Origin of the sequence: Rhizobium sp. RCC_161_2 (assembly GCF_041355235.1) — a bacterium.
Taxonomy (GTDB): Bacteria; Pseudomonadota; Alphaproteobacteria; order Rhizobiales; family Rhizobiaceae; genus Rhizobium.
In genome coordinates, this window is sequence record NZ_JBFUPL010000011.1 from 1 (window position 1) to 14,232 (window position 14,232).

General features: G+C 60.2%; 10 protein-coding genes and 2 pseudogenes. 11 read left to right on the forward strand and 1 reads right to left on the reverse strand.

All coding sequences use genetic code 11. The features are described 5' to 3' along the window. A pseudogene (locus tag AB6803_RS24960) lies at window positions 1-87 on the forward strand (IS6 family transposase); the annotation flags it as partial. 50 nt (window positions 88-137) lie between these two features. Here the strand turns inward: AB6803_RS24960 and AB6803_RS24965 are convergent. Continuing rightward, window positions 138-253, reverse strand: a pseudogene (locus tag AB6803_RS24965) (P-type conjugative transfer protein TrbG); the annotation flags it as partial. Window positions 254-444: 191 nt separating this feature from the next. Here AB6803_RS24965 and AB6803_RS24970 point away from each other — a divergent pair. The 10 genes from AB6803_RS24970 to AB6803_RS25015 all read left to right on the forward strand — a co-directional run bounded on the left by AB6803_RS24970 (window position 445) and on the right by AB6803_RS25015 (window position 14,216). Further along, entirely contained in the window at window positions 445-1,398 is a 954-nt protein-coding gene (locus AB6803_RS24970) for a sugar phosphate isomerase/epimerase family protein (RefSeq protein ID WP_371111410.1), read from the forward strand. 58 nt (window positions 1,399-1,456) lie between these two features. Further along, the gene (locus tag AB6803_RS24975) at window positions 1,457-2,689 is read left to right on the forward strand and encodes an ABC transporter substrate-binding protein (RefSeq protein WP_371111411.1); all 1,233 of its coding nucleotides are present in this window, start codon (window positions 1,457-1,459) and stop codon (window positions 2,687-2,689) included. A 72-nt stretch (window positions 2,690-2,761) separates the two neighbouring features. Further along, window positions 2,762-3,649, forward strand: a complete 888-nt coding sequence (locus tag AB6803_RS24980; protein WP_371111412.1) for a carbohydrate ABC transporter permease — start codon at window positions 2,762-2,764, stop codon at window positions 3,647-3,649. Then, on the forward strand, window positions 3,649-4,533 hold the full coding sequence (locus AB6803_RS24985) for a carbohydrate ABC transporter permease (protein ID WP_371111413.1): 885 nt from the start codon (window positions 3,649-3,651) through the stop codon (window positions 4,531-4,533). The genes AB6803_RS24980 and AB6803_RS24985 overlap by 1 nt, the downstream gene beginning before the upstream one ends. Before the next feature lie 4 nt (window positions 4,534-4,537). Continuing rightward, on the forward strand, window positions 4,538-5,620 hold the full coding sequence (locus AB6803_RS24990) for an ABC transporter ATP-binding protein (protein WP_371111414.1): 1,083 nt from the start codon (window positions 4,538-4,540) through the stop codon (window positions 5,618-5,620). A 30-nt stretch (window positions 5,621-5,650) separates the two neighbouring features. After that, complete coding sequence (locus AB6803_RS24995) at window positions 5,651-7,303, forward strand: GMC oxidoreductase (protein WP_371111415.1); 1,653 nt, start codon at window positions 5,651-5,653, stop codon at window positions 7,301-7,303. A 290-nt stretch (window positions 7,304-7,593) separates the two neighbouring features. Then, window positions 7,594-8,583, forward strand: coding sequence for a cellulose biosynthesis protein BcsN (gene bcsN, locus AB6803_RS25000; protein WP_371111416.1), 990 nt, complete (start codon window positions 7,594-7,596; stop codon window positions 8,581-8,583). Between the two features lie 58 nt (window positions 8,584-8,641). After that, window positions 8,642-10,834: a UDP-forming cellulose synthase catalytic subunit gene (gene bcsA / locus AB6803_RS25005; RefSeq protein WP_371111417.1), complete on the forward strand. Its 2,193-nt coding sequence runs from the start codon at window positions 8,642-8,644 to the stop codon at window positions 10,832-10,834. Beyond that, entirely contained in the window at window positions 10,831-13,170 is a 2,340-nt protein-coding gene (locus AB6803_RS25010; RefSeq protein WP_371111418.1) for a cellulose biosynthesis cyclic di-GMP-binding regulatory protein BcsB, read from the forward strand. The genes bcsA and AB6803_RS25010 overlap by 4 nt, the downstream gene beginning before the upstream one ends. Further along, window positions 13,167-14,216, forward strand: coding sequence for a glycosyl hydrolase family 8 (locus AB6803_RS25015; RefSeq protein WP_371111419.1), 1,050 nt, complete (start codon window positions 13,167-13,169; stop codon window positions 14,214-14,216). Before AB6803_RS25010 ends, AB6803_RS25015 begins: the two co-directional genes overlap by 4 nt. Window positions 14,217-14,232: the final 16 nt, after the last annotated feature.

The window sequence follows — 14,232 nt, forward strand, 5'->3', positions numbered from 1 at the left end:
ATCCCGCGCCACGACATCTCTTCCGGCCACCATCGCGAACTGCGCACGGCGGCGATGAGGCTGTGGGCGAAAATTGCCCGAGCATGAGAGATATCCGCAGATGGCGTCTTTCGCTGGCCATTCCTCCGTTAAGTTTACGATGCCGTGCCGCTTTCGGTCTCGCCGATGATCCAGCGCACGGTGTCGCCGGCAGCGACGGGCCGGATCCGACAAGCTGCTCACCGGGCTCAAGTGCGATGTCGGCGATCTGACCGGACGAAGGTTACGGCAATAACAGTCAATTGGCAAACGATTGCCAAAAAATACTTGCATAAAAAAACGACTTGTCTACTATCTGGGCACGGCAAACGATTGCCATTTGCAGTGCATTGAAATTATTCGGATAAATTAATGCGGACCTCGCTTCCGCAAGCGATTTCCCGTGCCTGGAGAACGGATAGCGTCATGACTTCAACCGAACGGCTTCGCTTCGGCGTCGATCTCGTCACCTTCTTCCATCCCGGATTCTGGGGTGTCGAGGATTATGACGGCATCATCGCCTTGTCCCGCAGCGAACCCCGCGCCTTCTGGGACAAGATTCTCGACAGCGTGCAGGCCTCCGGCGTCACCGGCGTGGAGCTGACCTTCTCGCCCTTCAACTGGCAGGATGCGACGAAGACCTATGGTTCAGTCGAAGCTTTCGCGGGCGAACTCTCCAAACGCGGGCTGACGCTGGCGAGCGGCTTTTTCGCCGAACTCGAGGCCGCCGGCGATTTCACGGAAGGCGCGGCGCAGGCCGCCATTATCGACAAGGCGAAGAAATATGCCGAATTTCTGAAGGCCTGCGGCAGCGACATCATGGTCATCGGTGGTCCGTTGCGCCAGACGCTTGGCGCCCAGCCGGTGCGATTTTTCGATTTCGAGCAGGCGCGCAAGATCGCCGACTTTTTCAATCGCCTCGGCGCGGCCCTTTACGCCAAAGGCGTTCGCCTGGCGATCCATACCGAGGCACACTCGATCTTTGCATCCGCACGCGACGTCGATCTGCTGATGCTGCTGACCGACCCTGCCTATGTGCATATGTGCCCGGATACGGCGCATATCATTGTCGCGGGGTCCGATCCGCTCCAGCTCGTCGACCGCCATCATGAGCGTGTTATCATCGCTCATTGGAAGGATGCGCTCGGGCCGATGCCGGCAGATACCCCGATCGACAAGCATATCCATGATCGTCATCGCCCCTATTTCTGCGGCTTCGGCCTCGGCCGCGTCGATTGGCCGGGCTGGATCCGGCTGCTGCGCGATCGCGGCTATCAGGGCTGGGCCATTCTCGAGCTTGACGCCGCACCCGATCCGGTCGGCGATATCGCAAACGGGCTGACACTCGTCCGGCAGGCACTCTTGCCGATCTATCGCTGAATTTCATAAACCTAGAACCAACGGCCCCGCCAAGAGGGCCTTTTGAAGAGGTGGAACAATGAAGAACAAAGTGAAACTGCTACTGGCGGGTGCTGCACTGTTTGCAGCCCTCGCTCCGGCCCATGCCGAAGACAAGCCCAAGGTGGAGGTGATGACCTCCTGGACCTCCGGCGGCGAGGCAGCAGCTCTCGACGTCATCAAACAGGAATTCGAAAAGCGCGGCGGGGTCTGGAAGGATTCCTCCATCGCCGGTTTCGGCGCCGCCGACGCCGCTTTCCAGAACCGACTTGTCGCCGGCGATCCGCCGACCGCCAAGCAGAGCGTACTCGGAGTCGCCAACGCCGATTTCGTCAATCAGGGCCTTATGAGCCCGATCGGCGAGGTGGCTAAAGCCGGTAAATGGGCCGATGTACTACCGAAGTCGATCTATGATCTGATCTCCTATAGTGGCCAGGTCTACCTTTCCCCGACCGGCGCCCATGGCGAAAGCTGGGTATTCTATTCCAAGGACACCTTCGCCAAGGCCGGCATAAGCGAAGAACCGAAGAGCTGGGACGAATTCTTCGCGGCGCTCGACAAGCTCAAGGCCGCCGGCGTGCAGCCAGTCGCCTGGGGCGGCCAATCCTGGCAGGAATCCAAGGTCTTCAACATGATCCTGTTGACCCAGGTCGGCATTGACGGCTTCCTCAAGATCTATGCCGACAAGGATAAGGGCGAAGCCTCGACCGCCGGTGTGAAGAAGACCCTCGACATCCTCGGCAAGCTCCGCGCCTATGTCGATGAAGGTGCTCCCGGTCGCAACTGGAACGACGCCACCGCCATGGTCATCACCGGCAAGGCTGGTGTGCAGTTCATGGGCGATTGGGCCAAGGGCGAGTTCATCGCCGCCGGTAAAGTAGCAGGCAAGGATTACGGCTGCATGCTCGCCCCGCAATCGCCGGGCATGGTCTATGTCGCCGATTCCTTCTCCTTCCCCAAGCTTAGCGACCCGGCCGCCCAGAAGGGCCAGGCACTGCTTGCCGAAGTCGCCATGGATCCGGCCGTGCAGGTCGAATTCTCGCTGAAGAAGGGCTCCGTGCCGATGCGGACCGATGTCGACAAATCGAAGCTCGACGTTTGCGCGCAGAAAGGTCTCGAGCTGATGAGCGCCGGCAAGATCGTGCCGGATCAGGCCCTGATCCTGCCCCCGCAGCAGGCCGGCGCGCTCAATGACTTCGTCGACGAGTTCTGGAGTAATCCTTCCGAGGATAGCACCGCCGGCGCGGAGAAGTTCTTCGCGATCTTTGAATAGAGCCGTGCAGCGGGCCGGTTGGAAAGAAAACATCCGATCGGCCCTGCATCTTCCTTTTGAGAAAGTTTGCTTATGCAAGCCAAGCGCAGACGTTCCCCCGCTGCGACCATCGCGCTCCTGCCGACATGGATCGCAGCGATCTTCATCTATATCGGCACCATGGTCTGGTCCGTGAGGCTGTCGTTCACGGATTCTACCATCTTTCCATCGTCCAACTATGTCGGCTTTGCCCAGTATGCGAAGCTGTTTCGGACGTCGAGATGGCTCGCCTCCCTGGAGAATGTCCTGATCTTCGGCGTGCTTTATGTCGCGGGCTGTCTGGTACTGGGCTTCGTGCTGGCGGCGGCGCTTGACCGCAAGGTGCGCTTCGAAGCCGTGTTCCGCACCATCTTCCTCTATCCTTACGCCATGTCCTTTGTGGTCACCGGCCTCATCTGGCAATGGATGCTGAACCCGACCTTCGGCATTCAGGCAACCGTCAGGGCGCTCGGCTGGCAGAGCTTCGCATTCGACTGGATCGTCAGTCGCGACATGGCGATCTACACCGTCGTCTTTGCCGGCATCTGGCAGGGGGCCGGCCTCGTCATGGTCATCGCGCTCTCCGGCATGCGCGGGATCGGCGAAGAGCAATGGAAAGCCGCGCAGATCGACGGCATTCCTGTCTGGCGCATCTACCTGTCGATCATCCTGCCGCAGCTGGGGCCGGCGCTTGCGGCCTCCGGCATGCTGCTCTCCATGGGCGTCATCAAGACCTACGACCTCGTCGTGGCGCTGACCGGCGGCGGGCCGGGCAATGCGACCGAAGTGCCGGCAAAATTCATCATGGACAATCTTTTCGAGCGGCAGAACCTCGGCCTGGCGAGCGCAGCCGCCACGGTGCTGGTGCTCTCCGTCGTCATGGCCGTCGCTCCGTTTCGTTATGCGCTCTACCTGCGCGCCAGAAGAAAGGGAGCGCATTGATGACAGCCCTTCGTCCAAACGGCCCCAAACCATCCAGGCTGACGGTCGGCCGCATCGGGCTCTATGCCTTCCTGATTTTTTCGGCGCTGTTCTTCCTGTTGCCGCTCTATACGATGCTGGTCACCTCATTGAAGACGATGGAGGAGATCCGCCAGGGCCGCATCTTCGCACTTCCCGGCGCCTTCGATTTCAACGCCTGGAAAACCGCCTGGTCGGGCGCCTGCATGGGCACGCAATGCCTCGGTGTGCGCCTCGGCTTCTGGAACTCGGTGAAAATCACCGTGCCGGCGGTGGCGATTTCCGTCTTCATCGGCGCGATCAACGGCTATGCCCTCTCCTTCTGGCGGCCGAAAGGCTCGGGCTTCCTCTTCGGGCTGCTGATGGCCGGCGGGTTGATCCCCTATCAGATCTTCCTCTATCCGCTGGTGCGGCTGCTCGCCAATCTCAGCCTCTATAATTCGGTGGCGGGTGTCGTCCTCGTCCATGTGATCTTCGGCTTGCCCTTGGTGACACTGCTCTTCCGCAACTATTTCGTCGCGATCCCCGAAGAGCTCTGCAAGGCCGCGCGCGTCGACGGCGCCGGCTTCTGGCGGATCTTCTTCGAAATCATGCTGCCCATGTCGGTCCCCATGGTGATGGTCGCCTCCATCTTTCAGTTCACCGGCATCTGGAACGATTTCCTGATCGGGCTGGTCTTTGCCGGGCGGGACAACCTGCCGATGACGGTTCAGCTCAACAATATCGTCAACACCACCATGGGCGAGCGCGCCTACAATGTGAACATGGCCGCCACCATCCTGACCGCCATCGTTCCGCTCGCCATCTACTTCTTTTCCGGCCGCTGGTTCGTGCGCGGCGTGGCCGCTGGCGCAGTGAAGGGATAATTCCATGCAATCCGCTGTTTCCGTCAAGGATTTGAAGATCGCCTATGGCGATCATACCGTGATCGAGAAAATGTCGATCGATATCGCCCCGCGTGAGTTTCTTGTGCTGCTGGGACCGTCGGGCTGTGGAAAATCTACGCTGCTGAACGCCATAGCGGGACTGCAGGACATCACCGGCGGCGAGATTTCGATTTCCGGCAGGAACGTCACCTGGGAGGAGCCGAAGGATCGCGGCATCGGCATGGTGTTCCAGTCCTATGCGCTTTACCCGCACATGACGGTAACGAAGAACCTCTCCTTCGGTCTGCGCGTGGCAGGTCTTCCCAAAGACGAAATCGAGGCGCGCATCGCCCGCACCGCATCGCTTCTACAGCTCGAAAAACTGCTCGATCGCCGCCCGTCGGCACTGTCCGGCGGCCAGCGCCAGCGCGTTGCGATCGGCCGTGCGCTGGTGCGCCAGGTCGACGTCTTCCTGTTCGATGAGCCGCTCTCCAATCTCGACGCCAAGCTGCGCAACGAATTGCGTGTCGAAATCAAGAAGCTGCACCAGAGCCTGGGCAACACCATGATCTATGTGACGCATGATCAGGTGGAGGCGCTCACCCTTGCCGACCGCATCGCCATCATGCGCGACGGCGTAATCCAGCAGCTCGGCAGCCCCTCCGAGATCTATCACCGCCCGGCCAATCTTTTCGTCGCCGGCTTCATCGGCGCGCCAGCCATGAACTTTATCGAAGGTGAGATTGCGTTCAAGGCAGGTGTTCCGGTCTTCGAAAGCAACGGGCTCAGCATCGACCTCTCCGACTATCCCTTTCTCGCAGCTCCCAAAGCAGGTTCGGCCACCCTTGGCGTCCGCCCGGAACATGTCGCGCCGGACGGCCGCGCGAAGGGCTGGCCCACCATCCCGGGCGTGGTTTCCGTCGTCGAGCCGATGGGAGCGGACGCGGTGATCTGGTTCGATTGGGCGGGGCAAAGCCTTTCCTACCGGATCATGGGCGATGCGATGCTCGATCCAGGCGCCGAGATCGCGCCTGGGCTCGATATCGCCAAGGCCTCTATCTTCGGCGCCGATGGTGCACGCCTCTAACACCGCTTTCAGACCATACGGAAATTGCTCATGTCTCAGACTATCTATGATGCGCTGGTGATCGGCTCCGGCGCGGCGGGCTCCTTCGCCGCCAAGGAATTGACCGCTCAAGGGCTTTCGGTGCTGCTGCTCGAAGCCGGGCCTGCCGTTTCGCATAGGGATTTCGATCCATCGCGAAAGAAGGAGCCGGCGAGCAGCATCAATATCTGGGAACGCGCTCGCGCCACGCTCAAGGGCCAGCCCATTCAGGCACGCGCCGCCTTCTTCACCGAACGCTTCAGCCACTTCTTCGTCAACGACCGCAAGAACCCTTACACGACGCCGAAGGATGCGCCGTTTCTCTGGATTCGCGGGCGCCAGAGCGGTGGACGCCTGCACAGTTTCGGCCGCGTGTTGCTGCGCTGGACCGACGATGATTTCAAGATCCAGTCGCGAACCGGCAAGGGCGTCGACTGGCCCGTTTCCTATGACGAACTGGCGCCCTATTATGCCGAGGTCGAATCCTATCTCGGGCTCTATGGCAATCAGGACGGTGTGGAGACCCTGCCGGACGGCGTCTATGCCCATCCCGCAAAACTGACGCCGGCCGAAGAGACCTTCAAGACCGAAGTGGAGGGCCGCTGGCCGGAGCGGAGCGTCGTCTCCTGGCGCTACATCGCCCCGGACGCCGAGCGCACGCCAAAACCCCTGCGCGAAGCGCTGGCGACCGGCCGCCTTACCGTCCGTCACGACGCCATCGTTCGCCGCATCACGACGGACGAGGAGAGCGGCCGGGCGACCGGCGCTGAATTCATCGATCGCGTGACGGGCGGAATTGAGACCGTGCACGCCGCGCTGGTGGTACTTTCTGCCTCCCCGATCGAAAGCGTGCGGCTGCTGCTCAATTCGGCATCGCCCAAGCATCCCAACGGGCTGGGCAACAGCTCAGGCACGCTCGGGCGCTATTTCATGGACCAGTTGCCCTGCCTCGCCTTCGGGTCCTTCCCGAAAGCAAAAGGCTGGGCCGCTGACACTTCCGCACCGGCCGATCCGTTCTATAATCCCTCGGGCGGCATCTTCATCCCGCGGTTCGGGACAAGCGACGCTTCTCGCGGGGACTTCGACTATCAGGGCAGCGTCGGCCGCGCGCCGACGCCGAATGACCAGCCCTCGCGGCTCGCCTTCTTCGGCTTCGGCCGGATGCTGCCCTATGCTGACAACCGCATCACACTCGACCCCAGACGCAAGGATGCCTGGAATATTTCGGTCCCGCATATCCGCTGCGCCATGGGAGAGGAAGAACACGCCCTGCTGCGCCATCAGGAGGAAACACTGATCGAGACGGTGCGTGGCGTCGGCGGTGAGCTGGAGTTCATCGGCTCGCCCACCGGTCTCAAGGAAATGGGCCGCGGCGCATTTCCCGACGCGGATGCCTTCAGCCGCTTCATGTTCCGAAAATGGTTCCGCAAGACCATGTGCATGGGAGCCGCGATCCACGAGACGGGCGGCGCACGCATGGGGGCATCCGAAAAGGATTCCGTGCTCAATGCCTATAACCAGAGCTGGGACGTTCCCAATCTGATCGTAACGGACGCATCCGCCTTCCCCGGCAGCGGCATTGCCGGCACGACGCTGACGGTCATGGCGTTGACGATCCGCGCCTGCCGGAACCTCGTTACCAGATATCGCGCCGGGCAAATGTGATCGCTTAAACAGCCCCGTGCATTGATGCCATGGGCCACGAGTGGCACTATATCTCTAAATACTGCGATTCGCGGTCTGTGGGGGAGTAAGCAGTGCGCTTCTCTGCCCGCGTCTTTCTCGCCCGAAGACCGCTTAAGATATTTGTGGCCGAAGTTGTCAGTTTAGGCTGCGAGCTCTTCGATTTCCCTCTTGTTAACCGATGGTTAACCATAGTCGCGCTTATCTCGATTTTGACGGGCGCATGATTTGCTCCACGAACAAGATGATGGACGACGGCCGCGAATTCAAAGATGCACCTGTTCAAATTAATAGCACTGCTGACGTTGGCTGGATTGGCGACCGGTTGCACAACAACGGGCGGCGTGCGGCAATCGACAGGGCCCGAAACCGTTGCCAATGAAAAGGCGCTGGCATTTCCGCCACCGGGTGGTCCCGCGATCGTCACCGTGGTCGAGCGCAGGCATAAGGATGATGTGGAGCAGACGATTTCGCTTGCCACATCCTCGTCGGTTGTCGGTCAGAATTTTCTGAAAATACAGTTCCTTGGCGTCTCTGGAGGCAGTCCTGGGCAGGGCAGCACGCCTTACAAAGCCGTCAGCGAAAATGCGATAGCGCGCGAGCTGGCCGCGGCAATACCGGGCATCAGGCTCGCTCGCTCAGCGACTTTTGTACAGAACACCTATGGCCCGTTCGGTTACGCTTCCGGTCAAAGCCGCGCTGGCGACACCTGCCTTTACGCCTGGCAGCAGATTCGGGCAGGTCACTCCACGCAAGCGCAATTGCAAAACTTCAGCATGGTTCAGGTCCGGGTCCGGCTATGCGACGCCCATGCCAGCGAGCGTCAGCTTCTGAGCACCGCCTATGGCTATACAATTGCCGGGGGATTTGTGAACGAAGCACTCAATCCGTACGGAACGGTGCGCGGAGCCGACGCGGTGCTCGGCAAACCCGGAGATCCCGTCTATCCGGACGTAACCGGCTATCGAAGCAACGCCACGCCGATCGGCTATGAAGCTGCCCCTCCTGCTGTGCGTTCTGTGGTCGTGCGCCGCCAGGTCGCCGCTTCGCCGCAGACCTTACCAGCCGCGCCCCTCCCGCAGGCAATCGGGCCACGGGTGCCATTGCCGGGGGAACAATATGGCCAGGCCCAGACGAACGCGGTCCCAATGCCGGCAACGACAACAGGACAAGCTCAGCCAGCAGCGATACAGACCTATAGCACTATCGTACCCTCACCGGATTGTATCGGCGCAGCGGCCAACGCCGCCTGCCCGAAATAGATTTTAGTTGTTTGGAGCGCCAGGATGGCGCTCGGCCAGTACCTTTGAAGGAACAACGATGCAGACAGCACGAAGCATCTTGATATGGGCTGCCGCTTCCATATGCGGGCTCGTGCTGATCACCTTGCCGGTCAACCTGCAAACCCAACTTATCGCCAGCACGGTTGTCGTCACCTTCATGGCCGTCATCAAGGTTCTGAAGCGTCAGGGCACCTGGCGGCTGGTTGCCCTTGCCTTGGGCACTTCGATCGTACTGCGCTATGTCTACTGGCGCACGACCAGCACCCTGCCGCCCATCAACCAACCCGAAAACTTCATTCCCGGCCTGCTGCTTTATCTTGCGGAAATGTACAACGTGGCGATGCTGATGCTCAGCCTGTTCATCGTCGCAACGCCCCTGCCCCCACGCCCTGCCCGCGCAGCGAAAGTGCAGCACTTTCCTTCCGTCGATGTTTTCGTCCCGTCCTACAACGAAGATATCAACCTTCTGGCCAATACACTGGCGTCAGCCAAGGCGATGGATTATCCAGCCGACAAGCTTCAGGTCTGGCTGCTCGACGATGGCGGCACATTACAGAAGCGCAACTCCACCAAGGTGCTGGAATCGCAGGCAGCGATTTCGCGCCACGATGAGCTCCAGCGCCTTTGCCAGGAACTCGATGTCAAATATCTGACGCGTGAGCGCAACGAACATGCCAAGGCCGGAAACCTCAACAATGGCCTTCAGCACTCGACCGGCGACCTGATTGCCGTCTTCGACGCCGACCACGCACCGGCTCGCGACTTTCTGCTCGAAACCGTCGGCTATTTTGAAGACGATCCGAAGCTCTTTCTCGTCCAGACCCCGCATTTCTTCATCAATCCGGACCCGCTTGAGCGCAATCTGCGAACCTTCGATAGCATGCCGAGCGAGAATGAGATGTTTTACGGCATCATTCAGCGCGGCCTGGACAAATGGAATGCGGCCTTCTTTTGCGGTTCAGCGGCGGTGTTGAGCCGCAAGGCGCTTGAGTCCCAAAGCGGCTTCAGCGGCATCAGCATCACGGAGGATTGCGAGACCGCTCTTGCGCTGCATGGCGCCGGCTGGAACAGCATCTATGTCGACAAGCCGCTGATTGCCGGTTTGCAGCCCGCGACATTCGCGAGCTTCATCGGCCAGCGCAGCCGCTGGGCGCAAGGCATGATGCAAATCCTGCGTTTCCGCTTTCCTCTGCTGAAGCGCGGCCTCACCTTGCCGCAGCGCCTCTGCTACATGTCCTCGACGCTGTTCTGGCTTTTTCCCTTTCCACGCGCCATCTTTCTGTTTGCCCCGCTTTGCTACCTGTTCTTCGATCTGGAGATCTTCACCGCGTCCGGCAGCGAGTTCCTCGCCTATACGCTGGCCTACATGCTCGTGAACCTGATGATGCAGAACTATCTCTATGGGTCCTTCCGCTGGCCGTGGATTTCGGAACTCTATGAATATGTGCAGATGGTGCATTTGCTGCCCGCCGTCATCTCCGTCATCTTCAATCCGCGAAAGCCGACCTTCAAGGTCACCGCCAAGGATGAATCGATCGCGGTCAGCCGCCTTTCCGAGATCAGCCGTCCCTTCTTCGTTATTTTTGCCGTGCAGCTCATCGCGCTTGTGATCACGATCTATCGCATCTATGCCGAGCCCTACAAGGCTGACGTGACGCTTGTCGTCGGCGCCTGGAACCTCATCAACCTGATCCTGGCCGGCTGCGCATTGGGCGTCGTGTCGGAGCGTGGCGAGCGATCCTCTTCCCGTCGCATCAGGGTCGACCGTCGCAGCGAGCTTGGCGTCAACGGCAAATGGCATACCGCCTCGATCGAAGACGTTTCAGTCCATGGCGCGCGGCTCAACGTGTTCAACAAGGAGCTCGATCCGCTGGTTGTCAGTGCGGAGGCGACACTGCGCTTCCAACCTTATGGCGGTGGCGAGATGCAAACCCTGCCCATCATCGTGCGCAATATCCAGCCGTCCGGCGAGATCACGACGATCGGGTGCCAGTATGTGCCCAAGGGCGCATCGGATCATCGTTTGATAGCGGATCTGGTCTTTGCAAATTCCGACCAATGGACACAGTTTCAACAGGGCCGCCGCCGCAACCCCGGGATTATCCGCGGTACGGTCTGGTTCCTGGGATTGTCATTGTACCAGACAAGCCGCGGCCTGCTTTATTTCTTCCGTGGCATGCGACCGGAACGAGAGGCAGAGCAACAACGGGCAAAGGCAGGTAACGGATGAAAGCGATCCTTTCAGCTGTCATTTTGGCAATAGGTGCCTCGACGCTCGCCTCCGCGCAGACCATGCCTTTCGATATGTCGCGGGAGCGGCCGCAGACATCGGCGCCGACCGTGCCGCGAGCAGCTATACCAGCGCCGGCGACGGCGCAAAGCACACCCGCGCCCAAGGAGGCCCCCGCGACATCCGCCAACAGCGACTTTCAGCGATATGTCGTGCCCTTCACGAACTTTCGGCTGGAAGGCGAATATGATCGAAAGTCATGGTCGATCTACCTGACCCCCGAACAGGCCGCCGCGCCGGCTAAATTCAATTTCGCCTACCAGAACGCCGTGGTCGTCGCGCCCGAGGCGTCACAACTGACGATCTTTCTCAACAACCGCCCGATCGGCCAGCAGCAAATTGGGTCGCCAGACAATCCGTCGACGATCAGCTTCGACGTTCCACGCGGCCTTCTGCAGCCAGGAGCCAATCTGGTGTCGTTTGAAGCGACGCAGCGACATCGCACCGACTGCAATATTCAATCGACCTATGAACTCTGGTCCGATATCGATCCCGCCAGGACCTATTTGAGCTTTGCCGAAGAGAACGCGCAAAAACTGTCCGGCACGGACGCCATTCGCGCCATCGGTGTCGATGGCGCCGGCAAGACGGAATTCAACCTGGTGGTGCCGGCGCTGGCCCAGCCCGGCACCACAAAGCCCCTGCTCAGGCTGACACAGGGCCTTTCGGTGCTCAGCGGAATGCCGAATGAGACTTTCTCCTTCAGCACGGATTCATTGCCGCCGCCCGGCCCCGGAAAGATGACTGTGGTCGTCGGCACGCCCGCCGAACTGCAATCGCTATTTCCGACGCCGGCAGCTGCGCAAAATGCGGCCCTTGCAGCATTCGTCCGAGATCCGCGCTCCGGTTCGACAGTTCTTCTCATCAGCGGGCCGTCGTGGCAGTCGGTTTCGGCAGCGATTGATATCGTCGTGTCCCCCACCGACAGGGATCCGGATGTCCGCCGGGACTTGCTGTTGACCCAGCGATGGACCGCCCCGGATGCACCGTTGATCTTTTCGGAGACAAGCCTTTCCTTCTCACAATTGGGTATCGAGACGACCGAATTTTCAGGTCGCCGCTTCCATACGAGCTTCAATGTGGCGATCCCGGCGGACTTCTATGCCAACGCCTATGGCGAAGCGACTATCTATCTCGATGCCGCCTATGCCAGGAATGTTCGGCCCGGCAGTCATATCGATGTCTATGTCAACGGTAGCATTGCCACCACCAAGCCGATTACCTCCCCCGGTGGCGGTATTTTCCGGAAACTGCCCATTCGCGTAACGATGCGTCACTTCAAGCCCGGCCTCAACACCGTAACATTGGAAGCGATGCTGCTGACCGACGACGACGAAGTCTGCGCGCCCGGCACGACGGCCGACAAAGCGGCGCGTTTCGCGCTTTTCGATACGAGTACTTTTGAGATGCCGGATTTCGCCAGGGTCGCCCAGCGTCCCAACCTCGCGGCTCTCGCCGGCACCGGCTATCCCTATGGCCGCGGCAACGCCCCCACGGCACTGTTCATCGACCGGACCGATCCCGATACCCTGTCTGCGACTGCAACGCTGTTGGGCCAGATGGCAATCGTCGCGGGACATCCAATCGCGGTCGATCTTATTGCTTCGCCGGGCAGCGCCGGAGACCGCAACGCGATCTTTATCGGTCCCATCTCGCAGATACCGACAACGACATTGTCGCAAATGAACGTCGCGGCGGCGAGCCAGGCATCCTGGCGTCCTCCCCTGCCCGGACAAGTGGCCCCGCAGGAGACTGCCGCCACAGTCGACGAATGGCGCTCTCGAATTGGAGGCGGCCTGCTGCAGGTGCAGCTTCGGTCGTTCCAGGACTGGATGCATCGTAATTTCGACATCTCAGGAAGCTCGCTGCAGTTCATTCCGGGGGCCGAGCAGATCTTCACACCTTCAAATCTCAACAGCTTCATGATTGCCCAAGGGGAAGGCGCGACGGCAAACTCTACATGGACGATCGTGGCGGCACCCTCGGCAAAGGATCTGCGCGCAGGCGCCAACGCTATCACGTCGCTCGGCGAATGGTCGCAGATTGCCGGTCATGTGACCGTTTACTCCGCCAAAACCGGAAAGATCGACACCGTGCCCGTAAGCCGCTTCGATTTTGTGACGACGCAACCCTGGTCGTTTACCAACTATCGTCTGATTGCCGCGAACTGGCTTTCAAGCAATATCCTGTCCTATGCGCTGCTGCTGATCGCGTCTTCGTTGCTGATCGGTATAACGACGGCGGGTGTTCTCGCAAAGATCGGCAGGCGCGGATGAGACGCTGGCGCATCATGGCCGCCTTGAGCAGCGTCGTTTTCATGGCGATGAGCCAGCCGATTGCGGCGCAACATGCCGCGATCGATCCGCAAGCCTGGGAGGCCTACAAAGCGAAATTCCTCGACGCAAGCGGCCGGATCGTCGACAATGGGAACGGCAATATCAGTCATAGCGAAGGGCAAGGCTACGGCCTGCTACTCGCCTATCTTTCAAACAGTCCCGCCGATTTCGAACAGATCTGGTATTTCACGCGAACGGAACTGCTCCTGCGCGACGATGGTCTGGCGGCTTGGAAATGGGACCCTGCGACGACGCCTCACGTCGTAGACACCAACAATGCATCCGATGGCGATATACTGATCGCCTATGCATTGGCGTTGGCGGGATCCGCCTGGAGCAAAAAGGATTATTTGAGCGAGGCGTCGCATATGGCGCAGGCGCTGCTTTCCCACGTCGTCGTTCAGGTCGGCGGTCGGACTCTCCTTCTTCCCGGCGCCCAGGGCTTTGGCGCCACCGATCGTGATGACGGCCCGGTGATCAATCCGTCCTACTGGGTTTATGAGGCGCTCCCCGTCATGGCGGTCCTGGCGCCGTCCGACGATTGGCAAAAGCTTGAGACTGACGGTCTCTCGCTGTTGCGCTCGATGCAGTTCGGTCCACGAAAGCTGCCAGCGGATTGGGTGAGCCTGCATGCCAAGCCAAGCCCGGCGGCAGGTTTCGACGCTGAATTCGGCTACAACGCCGTCCGCATCCCGCTTTATCTCGCACGAGCGGGAAAAGCCGACAAGGCGCTGCTGATGCGATTGCAAGCGGGCATGACCGCCGACGGCGATGCCCCGGCCATAATCGACCTCACGACCGGCAGATCGAAGCAGCCGCTGACGGAGGCCGGTTATCGAATTGTTAACGATGTTGTGGCGTGTGTGACGAGTGGGACGAAATTACCCGCGTCGGTTCGCCAATTCGCACCGTCCCTTTATTACCCGTCGACCCTCCAATTGCTGGGCCTGGCTTTCATCGAGGAGAAGCATCCGGAGTGTTTATAAAATCCTCCCTGATTAC

Bases quoted from the DNA above. Each gene is read 5' to 3' on its own strand.
- AB6803_RS24970 (WP_371111410.1), top strand. From the start codon at position 445: ATGACTTCAACCGAACGGCTTCGCTTCGGCGTCGATCTCGTCACCTTC.
- AB6803_RS24975 (WP_371111411.1), top strand. From the start codon at position 1,457: ATGAAGAACAAAGTGAAACTGCTACTGGCGGGTGCTGCACTGTTTGCA.
- AB6803_RS24980 (WP_371111412.1), top strand. From the start codon at position 2,762: ATGCAAGCCAAGCGCAGACGTTCCCCCGCTGCGACCATCGCGCTCCTG.
- AB6803_RS24985 (WP_371111413.1), top strand. From the start codon at position 3,649: ATGACAGCCCTTCGTCCAAACGGCCCCAAACCATCCAGGCTGACGGTC.
- AB6803_RS24990 (WP_371111414.1), top strand. From the start codon at position 4,538: ATGCAATCCGCTGTTTCCGTCAAGGATTTGAAGATCGCCTATGGCGAT.
- AB6803_RS24995 (WP_371111415.1), top strand. From the start codon at position 5,651: ATGTCTCAGACTATCTATGATGCGCTGGTGATCGGCTCCGGCGCGGCG.
- bcsN (WP_371111416.1), top strand. From the start codon at position 7,594: ATGCACCTGTTCAAATTAATAGCACTGCTGACGTTGGCTGGATTGGCG.
- bcsA (WP_371111417.1), top strand. From the start codon at position 8,642: ATGCAGACAGCACGAAGCATCTTGATATGGGCTGCCGCTTCCATATGC.
- AB6803_RS25010 (WP_371111418.1), top strand. From the start codon at position 10,831: ATGAAAGCGATCCTTTCAGCTGTCATTTTGGCAATAGGTGCCTCGACG.
- AB6803_RS25015 (WP_371111419.1), top strand. From the start codon at position 13,167: ATGAGACGCTGGCGCATCATGGCCGCCTTGAGCAGCGTCGTTTTCATG.